The organism is Aeromonas sp. OTU364 (assembly GCF_038440395.1).
Taxonomy (GTDB): Bacteria; Pseudomonadota; Gammaproteobacteria; order Enterobacterales; family Aeromonadaceae; genus Aeromonas.
On record NZ_JASATR010000002.1, the window covers coordinates 200,119 to 221,640 of the forward strand.

General features: G+C 65.0%; 14 protein-coding genes and 2 tRNA genes. 4 read left to right on the forward strand and 12 right to left on the reverse strand.

All coding sequences use genetic code 11. The features are described 5' to 3' along the window. Positions 1–471 precede the first annotated feature (471 nt). From AAHB08_RS03810 to AAHB08_RS03855, 10 genes are all read right to left on the reverse strand, one after another. Complete coding sequence (locus AAHB08_RS03810; RefSeq protein ID WP_342058145.1) at positions 472–3,003, reverse strand: fused MFS/spermidine synthase; 2,532 nt, start codon at positions 3,001–3,003, stop codon at positions 472–474. An 83-nt stretch (positions 3,004–3,086) separates the two neighbouring features. Next, a complete protein-coding gene (locus AAHB08_RS03815; protein WP_342058146.1) occupies positions 3,087–4,658 on the reverse strand; it encodes an arylsulfatase in 1,572 nt (523 codons plus the stop codon). Between the two features lie 111 nt (positions 4,659–4,769). Then, on the reverse strand, positions 4,770–5,774 hold the full coding sequence (locus AAHB08_RS03820) for an HAD family hydrolase (protein WP_247626985.1): 1,005 nt from the start codon (positions 5,772–5,774) through the stop codon (positions 4,770–4,772). After that, positions 5,774–7,135, reverse strand: coding sequence for a hypothetical protein (locus tag AAHB08_RS03825; RefSeq protein WP_342058147.1), 1,362 nt, complete (start codon positions 7,133–7,135; stop codon positions 5,774–5,776). The genes AAHB08_RS03820 and AAHB08_RS03825 overlap by 1 nt, the downstream gene beginning before the upstream one ends. Beyond that, positions 7,132–8,733: a VWA domain-containing protein gene (locus tag AAHB08_RS03830; RefSeq protein ID WP_342058148.1), complete on the reverse strand. Its 1,602-nt coding sequence runs from the start codon at positions 8,731–8,733 to the stop codon at positions 7,132–7,134. The genes AAHB08_RS03825 and AAHB08_RS03830 overlap by 4 nt, the downstream gene beginning before the upstream one ends. Next, positions 8,730–9,719: a vWA domain-containing protein gene (locus tag AAHB08_RS03835; protein WP_342058149.1), complete on the reverse strand. Its 990-nt coding sequence runs from the start codon at positions 9,717–9,719 to the stop codon at positions 8,730–8,732. The genes AAHB08_RS03830 and AAHB08_RS03835 overlap by 4 nt, the downstream gene beginning before the upstream one ends. Next, positions 9,706–10,209: a DUF4381 domain-containing protein gene (locus AAHB08_RS03840; protein ID WP_342058150.1), complete on the reverse strand. Its 504-nt coding sequence runs from the start codon at positions 10,207–10,209 to the stop codon at positions 9,706–9,708. Before AAHB08_RS03840 ends, AAHB08_RS03835 begins: the two co-directional genes overlap by 14 nt. Beyond that, positions 10,206–11,162, reverse strand: coding sequence for a DUF58 domain-containing protein (locus AAHB08_RS03845; protein ID WP_342058151.1), 957 nt, complete (start codon positions 11,160–11,162; stop codon positions 10,206–10,208). Before AAHB08_RS03845 ends, AAHB08_RS03840 begins: the two co-directional genes overlap by 4 nt. Before the next feature lie 8 nt (positions 11,163–11,170). Beyond that, positions 11,171–12,148 (reverse strand): AAA family ATPase, encoded by a 978-nt coding sequence (locus AAHB08_RS03850; protein WP_139439653.1) that lies wholly within the window; start codon positions 12,146–12,148, stop codon positions 11,171–11,173. 262 nt (positions 12,149–12,410) lie between these two features. Beyond that, entirely contained in the window at positions 12,411–14,714 is a 2,304-nt protein-coding gene (locus tag AAHB08_RS03855) for a tetratricopeptide repeat protein (RefSeq protein ID WP_342058152.1), read from the reverse strand. A gap of 716 nt (positions 14,715–15,430) precedes the next feature. On the opposite strand from AAHB08_RS03855, the gene AAHB08_RS21140 reads away from it, so the two are divergent. Then, positions 15,431–16,222: a hypothetical protein gene (locus AAHB08_RS21140; RefSeq protein WP_446699507.1), complete on the forward strand. Its 792-nt coding sequence runs from the start codon at positions 15,431–15,433 to the stop codon at positions 16,220–16,222. Positions 16,223–16,524: 302 nt separating this feature from the next. On the opposite strand, the gene AAHB08_RS03865 is transcribed toward AAHB08_RS21140, so the two are convergent. After that, on the reverse strand, positions 16,525–19,962 hold the full coding sequence (locus AAHB08_RS03865; RefSeq protein ID WP_342058153.1) for an ATP-binding protein: 3,438 nt from the start codon (positions 19,960–19,962) through the stop codon (positions 16,525–16,527). A gap of 248 nt (positions 19,963–20,210) precedes the next feature. Here AAHB08_RS03865 and AAHB08_RS03870 point away from each other — a divergent pair. Next, positions 20,211–20,286 (forward strand) — tRNA-Gly (locus AAHB08_RS03870). Between the two features lie 57 nt (positions 20,287–20,343). Further along, positions 20,344–20,417, forward strand: a tRNA-Cys gene (locus tag AAHB08_RS03875). A gap of 75 nt (positions 20,418–20,492) precedes the next feature. Here the strand turns inward: AAHB08_RS03875 and AAHB08_RS03880 are convergent. Beyond that, on the reverse strand, positions 20,493–20,786 hold the full coding sequence (locus tag AAHB08_RS03880; protein ID WP_202046854.1) for a hypothetical protein: 294 nt from the start codon (positions 20,784–20,786) through the stop codon (positions 20,493–20,495). 214 nt (positions 20,787–21,000) lie between these two features. Here AAHB08_RS03880 and AAHB08_RS03885 point away from each other — a divergent pair, with 214 nt between their 5' ends. Further along, positions 21,001–21,201, forward strand: coding sequence for a YbfA family protein (locus tag AAHB08_RS03885; RefSeq protein ID WP_025327782.1), 201 nt, complete (start codon positions 21,001–21,003; stop codon positions 21,199–21,201). Positions 21,202–21,522 lie beyond the last annotated feature (321 nt).

Below are 21,522 nucleotides of genomic sequence, written 5' to 3' on the forward strand. Positions count from 1 at the left end.
GATCACGGCGTTTGCCCAATCAGGCGCGTTGTGAAGGGAATATGCAGAATATACAAGGATATACCCCGCTCAAATGTGACACAGCAGGGAAATTCATCTGAGCCTCCACACCGGTTCAGAGCACGCCCTCTTCCCGGGCCTTGCCACTCCAGCATGGGCTCACCGTCGTGTCTCGTGTCTGCGCAGTGACAGTGCGCACGTCAAGCACCTGCTGCTTGTTGGCCAGTCTCAGGGCAACCCCCATCGCAGCCAAAGCGTGGCCTCGATCGGCCGGTTGAACCGTCCGTATCAAAGAAGAGGTGGCTATGGCGCGCTACGCGGCTGCCGCGACCCTCCAGGCTGCGCCATGGCCGGGGTTGTCGTGTCGTCACCACCACAAAAAGCGAGGCTGATCCGGCGCCCTGATCGGGCCGCACAGGGTCAGGCAGGGTTGTGTCCAGAGCAGGCCAGCCCGACGGACTGGCCTGGGGGTCAGTGGCCGATAAACCAGCGGTAGTAGGGGTTGGCCCGCTCCTCTGGGGTCATCTGGCCGACCCCGCGCACCCAGGCGTCCCTGTCTCCCTGATAGGCATAGAAGGCCACCGAGTAGAAGTGATCCAGCGACTGCCACTGGCGCTCGACCTCTCCCTTGAAGGCCGCATCCGCCTGCCTTAGCGGGGGCGGTGAGCGCAGCGCCAGCAGTTCGGGCAGCACCCGGGTGATCTCGTTGCGCCTGACCCAGGGGGCGTATTCGATGCGCGGCCAGTCATCGGTGACCGGCTGGGCGTCACCGGCAAAGCGCAGCAAGCCATCCCTGTCCGTGACCCAGGTGGCCAGCAGGGCGGCGGGTGTGTCTATGCCGACTTCGGTCAGGGCCGCGGCCACCCCAGGCTCGGCGAAGCGCGCCCTTATCCGGGGGACATCCAGCGCCAGCGGGTCGAGGGATCCTATCAACAGCATCTCGTGAAACTCGGTCGTCCACAGGGTGGCGTGAGGAAAGACCTCCACGAAGCTGCGCACCAGGGAGCGACTCTCCTCGCTGTTCTGGGTGGGCAGCGGCAACCACTGGGCCACCATGCCCCCCCGATGCAGGCGCCGGGCGGCCAGCTGATAGAAGTCACGGGAGTAGAGGTTCACCACCCCGGCCGCCGAGGGGGGGGGCGGCTCCAGGGTGATGAGATCGTACTGCTCGTCGCTGCGCAGCAGCTCCCGTCGCCCGTCCCGCAACCTGATGTCGAGGCGTGGATCATGGACGGCATCGTAGTTGCCCTTGAAGAGGGGGGCGGCTTCCAGCACCTCAGGCAGCAGCTCGGCCACCACGGGGCGGGTCAGTCCGGGGTCGCGCAGCATGGCGCCGGCCGTGATGCCGGTGCCAAACCCGATGACCAGGGCCGAATCCGGCTGCTGGCCGTGGATCAGCAGCGGCAGCAGGGCTTGCAGCCGCATGTAGCGCAGCGAGGGCATGGCATCCCCGGTGTTCGAGACCCCCTGAATGTAGAGACGCTGGAAGCGGCGATCCCCCTGTCCCTGGGTGACGACGGCCACAGTGCCCCCCTTGCCCTCATGGTAATAGGCAAGGTGCCCGTTTCTGGCCCCGGGCAACAGCTCGGCCAGCCGCTGTGGTGGCGTAAGCGCGCCGAGGAGGATCGTCATCAGCGTCATGGCCAATGTGGCTCCGGCCAGGTAGCGGCGAGGAGCCGGGCTCTGCCAGGTCGCAATGCAGCCAAGCAGGGCCGCCAGCACGGCCAGGAGTGCCAGGGTGCGCACCAGGCCAAGGCTCGGGATGAGCAGGAAGCCGGTCAGGGCGACCCCGGCGATGCCCCCCAGGGTGTTGAGGGCCACCAGGGTGCCCACGTCCCGGCCTATCCGCGAGCTGGTGGCCGCCAGCCGCAGGGCCAGTGGAAAGGCGGCACCGAGCAGTGTGGTGGGGAGGAAGACGGTGGAGAGGGCCACGGTGAGGAAGCGGGCACACATGCCGGCCAGCTCGTTGCCGGTCACTTGCAGGGTCCAGAGCTCCATCTGGGATTGGGCCATCACGAGCCAGCGACCGAGGCCGGCCACCTGCAACAGCGCCAGCAGGCCGGCCGCGGTGATCAGCAGGCCAAACAGGCCCCAGGGGTTCTGGATGCGCTCGGCTCGCCTCGCATAGAGCGCGCTGCCGAGCATCAGGCCGGTGAGATAGGTGGCCAGAACCACGGCGAACGCAAAGGTGCGGGTGCTCATGAACTGCACTATGGACTGGCTCCAGACCACCTCGTAGCCGAGGGCTATGCCCCCGGCCACGCAATAGAGGGCTACGGCCACTCTGGCCCGGGGCGAGGGGCTGCCCTGGGGCGGGGCGACGGGGAGGGGCGTGCGCACCTTGCGACACCAGAGCCAGGCCCCGAGGGCGGCCAGCAGATTCAGGGTGGCGGCGGCGAAGGCGCTGCCATGGACACCGAGTTGGGGCAGCAGCAGGAAGGCGGTCAGCAGGGTGCCGAGGATGGCCCCTGCGGTGTTGGCCGCATAGAGGCTGCCCCCGGCGCTCGCCACCCTGTCACTGGCAGGGGTCAGGGCACGCACCAGGACCGGCAGGGTGCCCCCCATCAGCACGGCGGGCAGGCCGACCAGTACGAAGGGCAGCACCCAGGCGAGCAGGCCCAGACTCGCTTCCAGGCGAGCGAACGGCTCGGCCAGGTGGGAGAGGGCCAAGGTGGCTCCAACGCCGAGCAGCGCCACGGCCAGCTCGAGCCAGGCGTAGAGGCGCACCGGATCCTGCAGCCGGTCGGCTCTGCGACCGAAATAGAGACCGCCGAGGGCAAGGCCGGCAAAAAAGGCACTGATGCCGGTGGTGACGGCATAGACCTCCACCCCCACCACCAGAGAGAGTTGTTTGACCCAGAGTACCTGGTAAATCAGGGCCGCGCCGCCGGAGGCGAACAGGAGAGCAGCGGGAAGCAGCATCTTCAAAGAGGCCCGTTGACGGCAGGGTGCCTCCACCTTGTCACGGCGGTTGGCAACGGGGGAATGGGCGGCTTTGGACATCGAATTAGCCTTATCGGGCGGGACTATCCGCACGAACAGAAGAGAGAAAAGGTGCCCGCCGGGGCGGGCACCTGGCACAATACTTATTGTTTTTGGTTCATTTTTTCTTCTATTTTCTTGTCCACGTCGGCCCGGATCTGGTCGATGCTGAAGCTGGCAGGACGCTGGCTGGGCGGGTAGTCCACGAAGGTCTGCAGGAACTTCGCCGCCTTCTGGGTGCCCTGGAACAGCAGGTAGTCGTTCTTGGTCAGCCAGTCATAGTACTGATCGGAGACGATGTCAGCCCGCTCGTACGGATCCATGCGCAGGTTGAACAGCTTGGGCACGCGCAGGCAGGTGAAGGGCTCGCTCCAGACCTGCAGGCCACCCGGCGCACGCTGTTCGCACCAGACGATCTTCCAGTTGTCGAAACGCATGCCTACCAGCTCGGCATCATCGTTGAAGTAGTAGAACTCCTTGCGAGCCCCCTTGTCGGCCTTGCCGGTCAGCAAATCGAGCTGGTTGTAACCGTCGAGGTGCACCTTGAAGTTCTTGCCACCGAGATCGGTGCCCTTGAGCAGTCTCTCCTTGATGTCGGTGTCACCCACGGCGGCCAGCAGAGTCGGGAACCAGTCAAGACCGGAGAACATCTCGGTAGAGATGACATCCGGCTTGATGTGGCCCGGCCAGCGGACCATGGCAGGTACCCGGTAGGCCCCTTCCCAGTTGGAGTTCTTCTCGTTGCGGAACGGCGTGGTGGCCGCATCCGGCCAGGACCATTGATTGGGCCCGTTGTCGGTGGAATAGACCACTATGGTGTTGTCCGCGATCTTCAGGTCGTCCACCGCCTTGAGGATCTTGCCCACATGGCCATCGTGCTCGAGCATGCCGTCGGCATAGTCGTTGCCCGGCATGCCGCTCTGGCCCTGCATGGATGGGCGAACATGGGTAAAGGCGTGCATGCGGGTGGTGTTCATCCAGACGAAGAAGGGCTTGTCGGCCTTGACCTGTTTCTCCATGAAGTTGATGGCGGCCTGGGTGGTTTCGTCGTCTATGGTCTCCATGCGCTTGCTGTTGAGCGGGCCCGTGTCCTCGATCTTGCCGTCCGCGGTGGAGTGGATGACCCCGCGCGGTGTCGCGGCCTTGGTGAACTCGGTATCATCCTTGGGCCAGAAGGGGCGCTCGGGCTCTTCTTCGGCATTGAGGTGGTAGAGGTTGCCGAAGAACTCGTCGAAGCCATGGGCCGTCGGCAGGTACTCGTCACGATCCCCCAGGTGGTTCTTGCCGAACTGGCCGGTGGCGTAGCCGTGGGACTTGAGGGCCTGGGCTATGGTGACATCACGGGCCTGCAATCCGACAGGCACGCCGGGCATGCCCACCTTGGACAGACCGGTTCGCAATATGGTCTGGCCCGTGATGAAGGTCGAGCGTCCCGCCGTGCAGCTGTTCTCCGCGTAATAGTCGGTGAACATCATGCCTTCCTTGGCGATGCGGTCGATGTTGGGAGTCTGATAGCCGACGACCCCCTTGCCATAGGCGCTGATGTTGGTCTGGCCAACGTCGTCACCGAAGATCACCAGGATGTTGGGCTTGTCTGCCGCCATGGCGGCCGAGGCCCCCAGGGCCGTCGCGATGGACAGTGCCAGCCCGGGCATCCATTTTCTTGCAAATGTCATAGTTGTATCTCCGTATCACGCTACAGTCCTTGTCCGCGACGGCGAGTGCCGGAAAGCTGATGACGGTGCGTCATCCCGAGACATCCTGCGGTCCTCTTGCACTTACTTACGCTACCTGGGCGACTCGAACGGATAGACACGGCGCCACTCTCTGGCCATGTCCACGACGGTCCAGTTACCTCTGTTCGCTGCACTCAAGGCCTTGTCCAGGCGTCCAACCTTGCTGTTCCTGTCATAGGCCCATTCCCGTTTGGCATCGGTGTGATGCACCAGACCGGCGAAGCGCTTGCCTGCCCCCGCCATGGTCCATTGCAGCATCTGCAGGTCGCCATCCGAGTTGCCAAACGCGAAGAGGGGGCGGCGACCTATGATGCGGTCTATGCTCTCCGGCTTGCCGACGCCATCGTCGTTGTGCACCAGCTTGGGCAGACGCTGGATGCTGAGGCGACCCGCCTTCTCCTCGAAGCGGCTGCCGAGGGTGGTGCCTATCACCTGCTCGGGGGGGATGCCGTACACCTGCTCGGCGAAGGCGCGCATGAAGACCACCTCGCCCCCCGACACTATGTAGGTCTTGAAGCCGTTGGCCCGCAGGTAATCGAGCAGCTCCAGCATGGGCTGGAACACCATCTCGGTGAAACGGCGCCCCGTGGTGGGGTGGCGGGCGGTGTCGAGCCAATGCCGGGCATTCTGGATGAACTGCGCCGAGCTCATGCCGCTGTGGGTGGCGAGCACTATCTGGAGCAGGCCCGCCATGCCGCTCTTGGCCAGGGTCTGCTGATCCCCCTCCAGGGCGGCCTTGAAGGGCTGCTGTTGTTTCCATTCCGGGTGCTCAGGTGCCATCCGCTTGAGCTCGGACAGGGCAAACAGCACCTGGAAATAGGCGGGCTGCTCGCTCCACAGGGTGCCGTCATTGTCGAACACGGCGATCCGCTCGGCGGGGGCCACATAATCCTTGCCCCCTTCCGTCGTCACCGCGGTGACGAAGGCCTCGATGGCCTGGCGCGAGGGGCCATCCTGCCAGGAGGGGAGCGGATCGGCGGCCCGTGCCAGCAAGGGCAGTACGAGCAGCAGCAAGGCACACCAGCGCATGAACGACAGCATGGGGGGATGACGCATTATGACCTCCTTGTATGACGACGATGATCCGGTTCATCCAGCCCAGGATGCAGTGGTTGCAAGGCATGGGGCCGGGATCGGCGATCGGTTGCTTCCATCATGGCCCCTTCGAGGGCCGGCACTATCTCCTCGGCGAGGCCGGTGGTGGCGTCCTCTCCCGAGGGCTTGTTGTCAAGGCCGTAGTTGAGTCTGAAGAAGGCTAGCACAGGGTGGAGGCGACTCGTCGGGCCGCTCTTCAGCAAGGGGGCAATGGCCAGCAGCCCGCTGCGCCGCCTCACCCAGAGATAGAGTCCGCCCAGCTCGGCGGGTTGCTGCCGCAACTGGGTGCGTGCGAGGCGCAGTGCGTAGTCGGGGGAGTCGAGCCAGGCGAGCCGGCGGCTTGCCCGCCACCGCTGGAGGCGGTGCCACAAGGCTTGCAGCCGGGGCCGCACCAGCCAGAGGAGGGCGACCGCCATCAGCCCAAGGCCAGCGAGCAGCACTCCCTTACCGGCCAGGGTGATGCGGGCCTGCTGCCCCAGGGCGTGCAGATCCTCGCTGATGGAGAAGGGGGCTTGATAGGTGCCAGCTGCCGCGCTCAGGGCGACCTCGGGAACCGTCAGCTCCTGGGACTGGCCACTGCCTGCATCCCACCAGATGAGCCGGATGGGGGGCAGGGTGAAGTGGCCGCTCTGCTCTATCACATAGCTGACCTTGTCCTCGCGCACGCCCCCCGTGGTGGTCCCGCGGCCGTCGTCCATGGCCATGACACTGGGGGTCTGCACATAACGCCTGAGCCCCTTCACCGCCGCGAAGTGCGGCACCGGCAGCAACATGGCCTGGGCACCCTCCGCTTCGATGCGCAGCTGACGCTGCACGCTGTCACCCACCCGCAGCGGGGTGTGAGAGCGCTGGATCTGCTGGGTGAAGCGCACCTCGTTGGCGACCAGCTGGGGTGTCTTGCCCCCATGAGGCAGGGCCCTGGCCTGGAAGCTCAGGGGCGGGCTGCTGAGGCTGACCGGCCCCGTGCCCTGCCCGGGCTGAACCTGAAACTGCAGGGGGGGGATCTCGAATGTCTGGGCAAGCTGAGGGGTGATGCGGTAGGTGAACCTCATGCCAAAGAAGGTCTTGCCATCGATCTGCTCGGTGAGATGGCTGGCCTCGCTGCTGGGAGGGGCAACCACGGCCCCCGCCAGCTGGAGGGGCGCCAGCACGGGGGCGGCGGTAAACCAGGTGTCCACCAGCAGATCCACCTCCAGATTGAGGGTGCCGCCCACGCTCACGCCGTCGGCGGGCACCAGTCTGCTCTGAATGCGGACCTCGGGCTCGGCTGCCCGGGCAAGGGCGCCGAGGCCGAGCAGCAGGATGAGCAGCAGGGCTCTCATGGGGCAGGCTCCGGCGTGCGCGCGCTGGCCGCATCCTGCAGCAGGAACTTGCGCCTGAGGAACTGGGCCGGCGAGGTGCTGAGGTTGTCGAGCCAGAGCTGATCCGAGCTGGCCTGGGGGGTCTGCTGCTGTTGCGCCTTGCCGCCCTTGGATGGTGTCTGGTCCTCCAGGGTCTGGTCGGCCTTCTCATCCGGTGTGCCGGCCTCCTGCTGATCCTCGTGATCCTGCTGGAGCGCCCGGGCCAACGCCAGGTTGGCCTTGGCCTCGGGGAAGTCGGGTTGCTGCTTCAGGGCCTGCTGATAGGCGAGGATCGCCTCCGGGAACTTGAACAGCTTCACATAGGTGTTGCCGAGGTAGAAGTAGGCATTGGCCGTGTCCAGCCGGGCCAGGCTGGCCTGGGCGAGATCGAAGTCGGCGGCCAGGTAGGCCGAGAGCCCTTTCCAGTAGGGATCCTTGAAATGGGCCGCCGCCTCTGGGTAGTGGCCCTGCTCGAAGGCCCAGCGGCCCTGTTGATCCGGGGTGAAGAAAGCGTCGGCCAGGGCGTTGGCGTGCGCTGGCGCCGGGGCTGCGCCCAGGAGCTGCATCAGCAACACGCCCCCCAGCCAGTGCACCTGCCAGCCCCGGCGCACGCAGCACAGGGCGATCAGTGCCAGGGGCCAGCACAGCCAGTAACCGGCATCCTGCCAGTGGATCTGCTGATCATCTCCCTGGGCGGCCTGAAAATGCTGCTGGGCGTGCAGCCCAATCCAGTCGAGATCGTCATCGCCGAGGGTCAGGCTGCCCAGGGGGGCATTGGCGGCGCTGGCCAGCCCCTTGAGGGCGGCCTCGTCGAAGCGGCTCACCAGGGGGCGGCCGTCAGGCCCTGTGCGGGGCTGACCCTTCGCATCGCGGATCAGGGTGCCATCCTGGCTACCCACCGCCAGGATCAGCACCTGAAGCCGGCTGCCCGCGAGGCGCTTACGGATGGCATCAAACTGGCTGGGGTCGGCGCCGTCGGTCAGCAGGACCAGGGTGCCGGGGGAGTGCTCGGCGGCCAGCACGCGCTGGGCCTCATCGATCACCCCCAGCACGTCCTTGCCGGGCTTGGGCATCAGATCGGTGGCCAGCGCCTGGATAAAGGTGTCCAGCAGGGCGGGATCCTCGGTCGCGGGCAACACCAGGTGTGCGCTGCCGGCATAGGCAATGAGGGCGGTGCGGGCACCGGCCCGGCGCTGGACGAGGTCGTGCAGCTTGTGGCGGATGGCGGCGAGCCGGGTCGGCGGTACGTCATCGGCATCCATGGAGGCGGAGAGATCCACGGCGAGGATGAGCGGGGCCCGATCGTCGAGGAAATCGGGAATATCTTGTTGCCAGGTGGGGCCGGCGGCGGCCAGCCCCCCCAGTACCAGCAGGCTGGCCAGCAGGTGTATGGGGTGCAGGGTGCGCTCCCTGGCCGGGGTGATGACCAGGGATGCCACCAGATGGGGGGCTATGATGCCGCGCAGCTGCCGCTTGATGTCGTGGCGACGCAGCCAGAGCAGCGGCAGCACTATCCCCGGCACCATCAGCAGCAGCCAGAGTGGGCGCAGGAAATGGAAGGCCGCCAGATCGATCGTCATGACTCCTCCTCGATACGGGAGGGGGGCGTGCGCCTGCCGAGCAGGGCGGCCAGGAGGTGGCACACCAGCAGCAACAGCAGGCCGGCCCCCAGCGGCCACCAGAACAGGTCGCGCTTGGGCTGGTGGCTGAAGGTCTTCACCCTATGTGGGGTCAGCTCGTCCAGGGCGGCATAGACAGCGTGCAGTGCCTGGCGATCGTCGGCCCTGAAGAAACGCCCGCCCGTGGTGTTGGCGATCTCCATCAGCACCTGCAAGTCGACCCTGGCATCGCCGCTGGCCGCTGGATCGCCTATGCCAATGGTGTGCACCCTGATCCCCCGGTCGCGGGCCAGCTGGGCGGCGTGGGCCGGGGTGATGGCGCTGCCGGTATCATTGCCGTCCGTCAGCAGGATCAGCACCTTCTCTCTCTCCCGGGTCTTCTCCAGCAGCTTGATGGCCAGACCAATGGCGTCCCCGAGCGCCGTATTGGGGCCCGCCATGCCGATGCCGACCTCATCGAGCAGCAGTTGCAGGCTGGCGTGATCCAGGGTCAGCGGCGCCTGGGGGTAGGCGCCGGTGCCAAAGACGATGAGGCCGAGGCGATCCTCCTTGCGGCGCTGGATGAAGTCCTGCACCGCCCCCTTCACCGCGCTCAGGCGATCGCTCTGGCGGCCATCCGGGGTGGTGTAATCCCGGGTCTCCATGGACTGGGAGATGTCGATGGCCAGCATGATGTCGCGGGTGGGGCTGTCATGGCGAATGGGGGGCTCGATCAGCACGGGGCGGGCGCAGGCCGTCACCAGCAGCGCCCAGACCAGCAGGTTGAGACCAAGCTGCCAGCGCCCCCCGCCCAGGGTGCGGGGAGACTGGCCAAGGGCCTGATCCATGGCGGCGAAGAAGGGCACGCGCAGGGCACTGCGGGCGGCGCGATAGGGGGGCAGATAGCGGTAGGCCAGCCAGGGCAGGGGCAGCAGGAGCAGTGCCCAGGGGGCGTCAAACTGCCACATGATGCTCTCCTATCCAACGTCGGCTGAGCTGGAAGAGCTCATCGATGCGGCCGTGGGGGATGTCCAGCACCCGGCTGGACGGGGCATAGGCCAGGGTGAACAGATCCTCGGCAAAATGGGTGGGCAGGGGGAAGGGGGCGCTGCGGGCCAGGAATGCCATCCAGGCGTCGCCACCGAGCGGCCGGGCGCCCTCGCCGCCGGGCATGGAGATCGCCACCCGCTTGAGCAGGGCGGGTAGTGCCCGCAGGGCCGCCAGACGGGATTGGGGATCGGCGAGGGAAAGACGCAGCGCCTCTAGCCGTGCCTGCGCCTCTCGGCGGTAGCGATCGCGCCGCCATTGCCACCAGCGGCGCCCTCCCCAGAGCAGGATCAGGGAGAGGACGATCAGCAGCAACAGCAGCCAGCCCCAGGTCTGGGGCAGATAGCTGACCGGGGGCGTGGGAATGGCCAGCTCCTTTAGCTGGGCTATGTCGGGGACCTGGGCCGTCATCGAGCGCTCCCGGTCAGGCGGCCGAGCGCCAGGCGCAGTTGCCCCAGCACCTCCTCCCCCGTGCCGAACATCATCAGGGGCACCCGACTGCGGCGCAGCAGTTCGGCCACGTCCCGCAGACGACCTGAGAGGAAGTCGCCGAGCGGCCCGTGTACCTGGCGCTTGTCTACCTGCAGCTCCCGTTGCACCGAGCCCTGGGTGATGGTGATCCTGCCCTTGTCGGGGAATTGCAGGGCGATGGGGTCATAGACCTGCATGGCGATCACGTCGTTGTGGGCGCTGAGCTGGCGCAGCAGCTGCAAGGTCTGATCGCCGGCACCGGCGAAGTCGCTGATGATGCAGATGAGGTGGTCGTGGCCGGCACTGGCGAGGCAGTGGCGCAATACAGTATCTAGCCTGTCCGGCTGGCCGGCCTCCGGCAGGGCGGCATGGAGGGCGTGATTGGCCCGGATCACGGCGGCGCACAGGGCTTCGATGCGGGCGCGGCTGCGCTGGGGGCGGATATGCTCCAGGGTCTCATCGCCAAAGACCAGGCCGCCGACCCTGTCGCCGGCATGAAACGCCATCCAGGCGCAGAGGGAGGCCAGCTGGGCTGCCGCCACCGACTTGAAGCAGTGGCGGGAGCCGAAATACATGTTCATCCGCTGATCCACCAGCAGCAGGGTCGGGCGGTCGCGCTCCTCGGTAAAGGTGCGCACGAAGGGTTTGCCGTAACGCAGGGTGGCGCGTGCGTCCAGGTGACGAAGGTCATCCCCGGGGGTGTAGTTGCGCAGCTCGTCGAAGCTCAGGCCGCGTCCCCGCAGGCGGGAGGCATGGACGCCCGAGAGAATGCTCGACAGGGGCTGGCGGGAGAGGAAGCTGAGCCCGCGGCTGTGGTGCTCCAGCGCCATAAGCTGGGGAAGGGAGGCATATACGAAGCCATCTGGCGGGTGCAGACCCGTCTCTGCTGTCATGGTGCTCCTTAGGCCGGAATGGCCACCTTGTCGAGCAGCCGGTCGATGACATCATCCCCGTTGACCCCGTCGGCGATGGCATCGTAGGAGAGCTGCAGCCGGTGGCGCAGCACCGGGTGCACCACGGCGCGAACGTCATCGGGCGAGACGAAGTCGCGCCCTGACAGCCAGGCTTGCGCCCGGGCGACCCTGTCCAGGCTGATCCCGCCCCGCGGGCTGGCGCCGATGGCGATCCAGCGGGCGAGATCGGCATCCACTTCGGCCGGGTGGCGAGTGGCATTGATGAGGGCCATCAGGTAGGTGTCGATGGCCTCGGAGACATGGATGGCCGCCACCTCGCGCCTCGCCGCGAAGATGACCTCTTGGGGCAGGTGGCTCGGTTGGGGATGTTCCCCCGCCTGCTGCCGATCCTCGCCCCGGATCAGGCGCAGGATGCGGATCTCGTCCTCCACCTTCGGGTAGTCCAGTTGCAGCTTCATCAGGAAGCGATCCATCTGGGCTTCCGGCAGCGGATAGGTGCCCTCCTGCTCTATGGGGTTCTGGGTGGCCAGCACCATGAACAGAGAAGGCATGGGGTAGCTCTGCCCCGCCACCGTGATCTGGCGCTCCTCCATGGCTTCGAGCAGGGCGGCCTGCACCTTGGCGGGGGCGCGGTTGATCTCGTCGGCGAGGATGACGTTGCCAAACAAGGGGCCCTGCTGGAAGCTGATCCGGTTGCCGCTGGGGGTCTGCTGGAGGATTTCGCCCCCTGTGATGTCGGAGGGCAGCAGATCCGGGGTGAACTGGATGCGGCTCATCTGCGCATCGAGGTGGGTCGCCAGTGCCTTGACGGTGCGGGTCTTGGCGAGCCCGGGCAGGCTCTCCAGCAACACATGGCCGTTGGCCAGGAGCCCAAGCAGCACGTGGCGTATGGTATCGGCCTGACCGAATACCAGCTCGGCGACATTGGCCTCCAGCTGGGCAATCTGTTCGCGTGTCGTCACCATTCCATTCCTTGGCAGAGTGAGGTTCGCTCATCGACGGCGTCCCCATGGGGCGGCGCGATGAGCCGTCAGATCCAGACTAACAAGCTTTTTGTTAACAACTGAACAACCATAACACAGCATCTCGGCGCTATCGTAGTGAGAACATTACTGTTTCTCAATTACCCATTTGTGACGCCGAGTGCTGACGCAGACGCCTGGTTCGCGCCAGGCCAGGTCGCCAGGCAGGTGCAGAATGGGGTATGAATGCTCCCCATTCCGAGGGTCACTTGGTCCAGTAGGGTTCGATGGCCAGCAGCCGCGGATCCTGCGGGGCGGCCTTGCGCATCCGCTTGACGTATCCGAAGGCTTCCTCCTGTTCACCGGCAATGGCATGCAGGTAGATCAGGGTGTAGATCAAGTCGGGATCGTCCGGCGCCTGCGCCAGTCCTGCCCGCAGGGCAGCCAGCGCCTCCTCGCGCCGGTTCAGCTGGGAGAGCAGCAGACCCTGGTTGTAGCGGATCCGCACGTTGCCAGGCAGTTCGGCGGCGGCCTTGTCCAGCCAGTCGACCGCCTCTTCGGTCTTGCCCCGCTCCACCAGCAGCAGCGCCAGCATGTAGGCGAGATTGCCATGGTCGGCGACCGGCATCTTGTCCAGGGCGACGCCGTCGCGCAGCAGGGTTTCCGCCTCATCCAGCTGTTGGGCCGCGCTGGCGAGGGTCACCAGGTTGACCCGGGCCGGCACGAAGTAGGGATCCATCCTAAGGGCCTGGTGATACTCGTCCATCGCCTCCTGCTGGCGCCCCTGGCGCGCGAGCAGCACCGCCAGATTGAGGCGCCCGCCCGGCAGATCCGCATTGCCACGCAGGCGCCGCTCATAGTCGGCAAGCAGGCTTTGGAACAGGGCGCGATCCTCGGCGGGCAGGTGCGCAGGCGCAATGTCCGCCAGGGCCCGAATGGCCTCGTCCCGCACCGCCAGGGTCGGGTCCCGCAGCAAGGGGAGGAGGTCGTCGAGTCGTGCCATGGGAGGCGTGTTGGCAAAGCCGGAGACGGCATAGGCCCGTACCAGTGCACTGTCGTCCTTGAGGGCGAGACGCAGCTCAGGGATGGCAGGCAAGCCGAGGTCGGCCAGCTGCTCGGCCGCGGTGGCCCGCACTATGGCGGGCTTGCTCTTGTCCGCCAGCAAGGGGGGGAGCAGGGCAAGGGGGGAGCCCTGGCCGCTTTGTACGGCGTGGAAGCTCTCCCCGTAGTGGGGGGGCCGTTTGGGCTTGCCATACCAGGTGTCGATGGCCTTGGCCGCCCAAGCGGGCTCCTTGTCCTGATGACAGGCGGTACAGGCATCCGGGCTGCCGGTCCTGGCCGCCAGATCCGGGCGGGGGATGCGCAGGCTGTGGTCACGGCGCGGGTCGACCACCATGTAGGTCTTGGTCGGCATGTGGCAGTTGACGCACTGTGCCCCGGCGCTGCCCGGCTCATGGTGATGGTGGGCCTTGCTGTCGTACTCCCTGGCCTGCAGGCTGGGGAAGCGGCTGGTCGGGGGCTGGGGATTGTGGCACTGGAGGCAGAGGCCGTTGCCCTCCAGCTTGACCTTGGTGGTGTGGGGGTTGTGACAATCGGTGCAGCCCACCCCGGCGGCGGACATCTTGCTCTGCACGAAGGAGTCAAACTCGTAAACCTCGCCATCTATCTGGCCATCCGCATGATAGAGGGAGGCCCGCAATGTGGTGGGCAGGCTCTGATCCAGCTGCGGATGACCCGGCTGCTGACCGGTTCCCAGCCCTTGCCGACGGCTGTGGCAGAAGGCGCACTGCTCCACCTGGCCCTGACTGCCGAGGGTCTTGAGGTTGACGGCCAGGCCGTAGTGACCGTCCGCCGCCTTGGCGCCCGCCCCTTCCTTGTGCTGATTGGCCCAGGTCACATGGCTCTGGCTCGGGCCGTGACAGGCCTGGCAGCCGACGGTCTGCTCGTGCCAGGTGGTGGTGAAGCTGTCGTTCTTGTCGTCGTAGCCCTTGTCGAGGGCGGTGGAGTGGCAATCCGCGCACATGGCGTTCCAGTTCTGATAACGCCCGGTCCAGTGCAGGGGATCGCTGGTGGCAAAGCGCTGACCGGGATAGAGGGAGAACCAGCGCTGTCCGCCTTGCGCCCTGGGGCGGCTGTCCCAGGCCAGGGTCAGGGCTTGCAGGCGGCCGCGGGAGAGGGCGACCAGGTATTGCTGCAGCGGATCATGGCCGAAGGTGTAGAGGATCTTGACGTCTACCGGCTTGCCGTCTTCCCCCTCGAGATTGACGAAATAGTCCTCTCCCTTGCGAAAGAAGCGGGCCTTGACGCCAGCCTCGTCGAAATGGGCGTCGTTGAAATCCCCCAGCACGTTGTCAGGGCTGGCGTGGCGCATGGCCCAGGCATGGTCGGACCCCTTCCACTGGGCCACCTGGCTGTCGTGACAACCGAGGCAGCTCGCCTCGGCGGCATAGCCCTCGGCCTTGGCGGCGAGCGCAGGGCGCTGACCTGGGCTGGTCGGCTCCGCTGCGGCATGGGCCAGGGTGGCGATACACCAGATCCCCCCCCAGAGGGCGGATAACAAGCATGTCATGACCCTGCGCGGCAACCCGCCCTGATAACGCCTCTCCCTCACTGATCGCTCCTTGATCCTGTATCACCCCGGATCTGGCTGCTTGCCTGTGTCCGGGATGGTGCTCCCCTGCCGCTCGGCATCGAGGTCGCTGGCGTGGTCATGTGTCCGACATGACTGATTTTTCTGGTTATTTAACTATCACTAAGCGCCAGGACCATCAAGCGCTAAATGGAAACCTGGCCGTGTTCTCGTCAACGCAGGCGGTGACGAGGCCGTGGCGAAGAGGCTGCTGGCGGCCTTTTGCCGTCAGCTTGCAGAGTCTCGAGTCTGCCGATCTCTTGGCCCCCGAACGGCTCGCTGGCGCTTTCTCAAGGCGCATGGAGCAGAGGAGATCGTCTGGGGTAAATGCCAGCGGAAACAAGCCCCTGGACAGGGCCAAGGCCCCTGGATGGGGGGAGGATTCAGGCCAAGTTCAGCGCTCCCCCGGTATGGTGCTCGGCGTCGATGCGAGGCAACGAATGGCAAACTGAGGTGGCTGTAGGCGCAGTCCTGCCCGTTTCTCTTCAAGCCCGCCAGGGCGCGGAGGAACGGCGACATGGGGTGACATCCTGATCCGGGCCTGCTCCCACGGACTACACCCTTTTCTGCCGCGCCGAGCGGCCGCCCCCATGCCGGTCCACGACCTTTTTCTGCCGCACCGGCGCCCCTCATTCTCATGCCGTCCAGGAGGACATATGACCGAAGGCCATCTGCGCAAGTGCAACCCCGCTTCCCTCATTCGCCAGATAGGGATAGGTCTGGCGGCCGGCGCCCTCTGCTTGCTGATGTTGAGCTATGTGAGCCCCACGGCTCGGCAGGACGAGCCCGAGGTGGGGAAGGCCGCTACGGATCAGGTCAGTGGCGCCAGAGCGACGTTGATCCCGCCGGCTGAGACCGGGTTCCTGCCTTCTGCTCCCGAGTCGATCGAACTGCAGGTCGACGGTGCGGCCGGCAAGCTGACCCCCATTCTGGGTATGCCGGCCAGCGGCGCCCTGCCGATCGTGGCCGAAGACGTCGTACAGCCTGAGCCGCCAATACCTGCCCCCTCGGCGCCTCTGGTTGAGGTCGAGCCTGCCATCCCCGAGCCCGTGTCCACGCCTGCCCCGGAGCCTGTGTCCAAGCCGGCAGCGAAATCGCAGTCTAAACCAGCCACCGTGCCCGAGCCGCAAGGCAAGGCATCCGGCAAGGTCAACCTGACACCCGCCAGCGTCCTGCACCAGAAGAACATCAACCACCTCAGCATCCAGCTGATGGGAGCGAGCAGTCTGGATGCCGTAGCGAAGTTTGTGCGCGTCAATCGGCTCGCCGATCAGGTGTGGATCTATCGCACCAACTACCATGGCAGTCCCTGGTATGTGGTGCTGAAAGGGGATTATGTCGGCCTGAGCCAGGCGCAGGCAGCCATTCGCCAGCTGTCGCCAGCCCTGCGGAAGGCACAGCCCTGGCCCAAATCCTTCGCCCAGGTGAATAGAGAATTGAAGCCATAAGCCGGGTGACAGGAGATAGGCCTGAGTGAACAGGCCTCATCCCATGGGCGTTGGGCTACCGGCGCCCTTGGGGGGAGGTGAGCGTTGGCTGACATCGGGTAGGCTGTATGCCCTCGTTCGGGATGTGCCAAACCGCTTGCTGAGTCGCACCGCCGGAGCAGCCCCTGCGCCCCAATGGCACAACCTCTAAAACACCACACCCGCGTCATTCGCGGGTGTGGTGTTTTTGGCATGTCATCTGCTCGATATCTCGGGCTCATGTCGTCAACGGAAGAGAGGTCACCCGAGATAGCAGCAGAACCTCAGCCCTTGCGGCTGGCGAGCTGGCGCAACAGTTGGGTGCTCTGGTGCAGGCTCTGCTGCTGCACTTCGCTCAAGGGGCACTGCTTGAGCACGTATTCGGCGCTGGCCACCACCGTCTTCCAGCGGGGCGCCTTGGGCAGGGTGTCCAGGCTCAGGTATTTGTCGAGGGTGCGGGTCTGGGGGCTGGATCTGTCCATGTAGACGCGCCACAGCTTGCTCTTCTCCGCCAGCACTATCTTGCCCTTGCCGGTGCTCTGCTGCCAGGTCTCCAGGGTGAGGCGCATGGTGTCCACCAGGGCCCGGCGCAGGGGCTCGTCATCCTGCTGGCGAATGAGGTTGTCCGCCAGCGATCTGAACTCCCCTCCCAGCCTGCTCAGCTCCCCCAGCAACTGGCCATCTTCGATGATGGCCTGGCGCGACAGGCTCTTGAGGGCGTTCTCCAGGGCCATCACCCTGTTGTCGTCCTGGCGCTGCTCGGTGCTGAGGGTCAGCGCGAAGGCGTGCTGACCTCCCAGGCTGATGGGCAGGGCCCGGGCATTGAGCCCGTCCTTCTGGCCCGCCACCAGGAAGCTCAGATCCTGCTCCGGCCGCGCCGCCATGTCGGGCCACTGGCTCGCCAGCGGGGTCGCCAGCCACTCGTCCAGCGGCAGCCCCTCCATGGCTTCCGGCTCCTGGCCCAGCAAGCGGGCCAGGGCCCGGGAGGCAAACAGCACCACCCCTTGCTCGTCGATGAAGACCATGGGGTCGGCCCCTTCCCCGAGCAGCGCAAGCAGCCGCTCCTGATCCTGATGCAGCTGGGCCTGCAGCCGCAGGCGGTGCTCTATCTCCTGCTTGAGCAGGTGATTCTCCACTAGCGAGGCGCGGCCGGCGCTGGCCTCCAGCAGGGCCCTGACCCGGGCAAACAGCTCCTCCTTGCAGAAGGGTTTCACCAGGTAGTCGTTGGCCCCGGCGTTGAAGCCCTCTTCGATCTCCTTGGGCTGGTTGAGGGCGGTGAGCAGCAGCACCGGCAGCTTGTCCTTGGGATGCTGCTGGCGCAGCCGGCGGCAGACGTCGAAGCCCGACAGGGTCGGCATCATCACGTCCAGCAGGATGAGGTCCACCGGCTCCTGGGCCAGCTTGGCCAGGGCGTCGTGGCCGTCGCTGCTCGGTAGTATGCGGTAGCCGCAGGGTTGCAGCAGGTGGCGGAGGATATGCAGGTTGATGGGCTCGTCATCCACCACCAGGATGAGGGGCGCGCCAGGTGGGGGCGGGGGCAGATCGTCGCTCTCCCAGTCCGGCAGTATCAGGGGCTGCTGGCGCATCAGCTGATGCTCTATCTGGCGGCTGTCGAGCGTCAGGCTGCCCGCCTTGCCGCTGGCGAGCGGCAGGGTGAAGGCGAAGGTGGAGCCGACGCTCGGCTCGCTCTCGACGAACAGCTCGCCCCCCATCAGGTGCACCAGCTGACGGGTGATGGAGAGGCCAAGGCCGGCCCCCTGCTTGCTCACTTCCGGGCTCATCTGCACCAGGGGTTCGAAGATGTGTTCCAGATGATCTTTGGCGATGCCGATGCCGGTGTCGGTCACCCTGATGCGCAGGAAGTTGCCCTCCACCAGGGCGCTCAGCACCACCTTGCCCTGCGGCGTGTACTTGATGGCGTTGCCCACCAGGTTGTAGAGGACCTGCTCGAGGCGCTGTTCGTCCGCCAGCACCGGAGGCAGCTCCGCCGGGCTGATGTCCACCAGGGTGAGGGGCTTGGCCTGCACCAGGTGCTGGCAGAGATCCAGCACCAGCCGGATCACCCCCTTGGAGGAGACGGGCTGGGGGTGGATCTCCAGCTGGCCGTAGCGCATCTGGTGGTAGTCGAGCAGATCGTCCACCAGCCGGGCCAGGCCGTCGGCGCTCTTGATGATGAGGCCGAGCTGCTTCTGCTGCCCCTCGGTCAGATCCTGCTGGCTGGCGAGCATGGACTCGGCCATCCCCTTGATGCCGTGGATGGGGGTGCGCAGCTCGTGGGAGGTGTTGGCTAGGAGCTCGTCTTTGAGCTTGTCCGCCTGTTGCAGGCTGAGGTTCTGCTTGTGGGTCAGCTTGACCTGCTGTTGCAGCTCCTGGGTCTGGCGTTCGATGAGCTCTATCTTGTCCTTCACCGAGCGCTGCATGTGGCGGAACGCCTGGGCCAGCCGGTCTATGTCGTCGTCGGTGCGCGGTATGGTGATGGGGTGCTCCAGGGCGCCATCCGCCACCTGCTCGGCGGCGGCGGTGAGGGAGCGTAGGGGCGCCGTGATGGAGTGGGAGAGCCAGCGGGAGAAGAGGATCAGCAGCAGCAATGAGCCCGCCCCCAGCAGGATCACCAGCGTCTCAAGCTGGCGTATGGGGGCATAGGCCTCGCTGGTGGAGATCTCGGCGATGAAGGCCCACTCGGTGTCGAATACCTTGACCTGGGTGTAGGCGGCCAGCACCTCGTCGTCGTGATAGGAGAGGAAGGGGCCGACCCCCTGCTCGCCGGAGAGGGCCTTGATGACGAGGGGGGTCTGCAGCGGCCGGAAGTTGGGGCTGAAGCTGTTCTCCACACTGAATTCGGGGGCCAGCCAGGCGTTGGCGCGCATCCGCTTGTCCGGGCCTATGAGGATGGTCTCGCCGGTCTCGCCGAGCCCCTCCCGCTCCGCCATGATCTGGTTGAGCTTGTCCGGCAGCAGCTCGAAGATCACCACGCCGCGCACATAGTCGTACTGCATCACGGGGGCGGCCAGATAGGCGACCACCTGGCCGGTCAGCTCGTTGCGGCCAAAGTCGGTGAACTCGAAGATCTGCTGGGGCTTCTGGCCGCCGTCGAGGCGGCGCTTGATCTTGGCGAAGGTGTTGCCAAGACCGCTCGCCTGATAGGGGCCGGAGAGCAGGTTGGTGGCGAAGTTGGGGTGCTTGGTGACCGAGTAGACAACGTCACCGTTGAGATCCACCAGGAAGATGTCGCTGTAGTTGGACTTGCGCACCATGTCGGCGTAGCCGCGGTGAAAGCGCTGGTGCACCCGGCCATACATCTCGTCAGCGAGGATCAGGGCGCTGATGGACGGCTCTATGTCCACCTGGCTGTCCGGCTGTTGCAGCTTGTCCCAGGAGCCGGGCACATAGCGGGCCTGGGCGCGGGCGCGGGCCTCCTGCGGCGTGGTGCCGAGCTTTTCGAAGGCCCCGGTGAAACCGTAGAAGCGACCGATACTGTTGCCGGCAAAGTCCTGCTGGGAGAAGTTGATGATCTGCTCCTTGAGGTTGCCGAAGTAGTCTTCCAGCTGGCTCTTCTTGATGTTGCGCACCGACACCAGATGGTTTGACGTCTGGGTGGTGAGATCCTTGCCGTGGCTGTAGAGGAAAAACAGGGTGACGACCAGGAAAGGCACCAGGCCCAACATGAAGAAAGCCAGCATCAGCTGCGGTCTGAGCCCACGAGGCCTGAAAATCCATTTCATGGTGTGAATTTCAATTGAGAATCCAGTTACTAAGCGGCTTGAGTTTCTGACTAAAGACTAACTATTTCAATGGCTTTATCTTAAATTCGCTCGTCGGGTCACAGGGAATGGCGGGAATTTCGACCAAGGCGTTTAAAGCCTGAGCAAACGCTCCCAAAAAGCGCTCAAAGTCATAAAAAAGGGTTGTGCCCGGGCTCGGGGTACGTATAATGCGCCTCGTTGTCAGGCAACTGGCATCATGCAGTCAGGCGGGAATAGCTCAGTTGGTAGAGCACGACCTTGCCAAGGTCGGGGTCGCGAGTTCGAGTCTCGTTTCCCGCTCCAATTTTCCATGGCACCAATCATGGATATCACTTTCAAGACAATCAGTCTTGTCAGCATGGCGCGTTAGCAAAGCGGTTATGCAGCGGATTGCAAATCCGTTTAGTCCGGTTCGACTCCGGAACGTGCCTCCATCTTCTTCCTCGGTTTCATTCTTGTTCCATGCCAGGTTTCATCCCAAGAACCTCTTTCGGCATATCCCCTTGCGTTCAATATCCTTGCTGGGTCAATAACAGCTCGCAGCCCTGATGGCGCCACTCTCTTTGCAGATAGTGACTTATCTCGTCGAGGGATTGCCCCCGATACTGAAGTTGCAGCTCGGCGGCGTGGTCGGTCAGATCGGCCATCTTCTGCTTCAGTTGACCGCATTGCCACAGGCTGACGACAGGCACCCCCTGATACGCCAGCGTGATGGCGTCGTTCTGGTTGAGCCGCCACTCCTGCCACTGTGACCAGGCGAGCAGACCCAGTACGCTCAGGACAGCAATGTCTGCCAGTTTCATGCGCTTCTCCCCCCATTTACCTCTCCATGTTCTAACTCTTGCCCAAGGCGTGGTTTTTGCCAGCCTTGTTACTCTTTGGTTAAATAATGTAACCCAGTTTCACTTTCTGGTTTTTAGGCGGTTTTTTTATAAAAAAGTGGGCTTGTTGGTGTAGTAATCCTACAGATTGTGGAGTAATCTTTGCTCAGTGGTCTTACCAGTGAGGCGTTAAATCATGTTTCATCCCTTCTCCCTGACTCAGATAATCCTTCGCCGCATCTTCGTACTGATGGTGGGTCTGCTCGCCTTCCCTGTGATGCTGTTTCGCCGCGATCGCGCCCGCTTCTACAGCTACCTGCACCGGATCTGGAACAAGACCAGCACCAAGCCGGTGTGGCTCAAGATGAGCGAACGGGGTGAGCGGATCTTCTACTGATCCCCGTCGCGTGACCTGCCTCGTCCGGCCCATGTCGGCGCAAAAGGAAAACAGGGCGCACCTCCCGATACAAAAAACCGACACCAAGGGTGTCGGTTTTTTTATGGGTATCATACAGCCACAGCACGCCTTGCGGCTGGTCGCTGGCCCGGCGCTGGCTCCCATCTCATCCCATCTTCACTCTCCTCACTCCATACCTCAGAAGGGGCCGCCAAGCACCGCACAGCGCCCGCGCCATTCGGGTGCCGGCAGAAATAGGATTGCCTGACCGGAAATGGCCAGCATAGGGCTGCGCCATGGCTAAGATGGTGCCTTTGATCA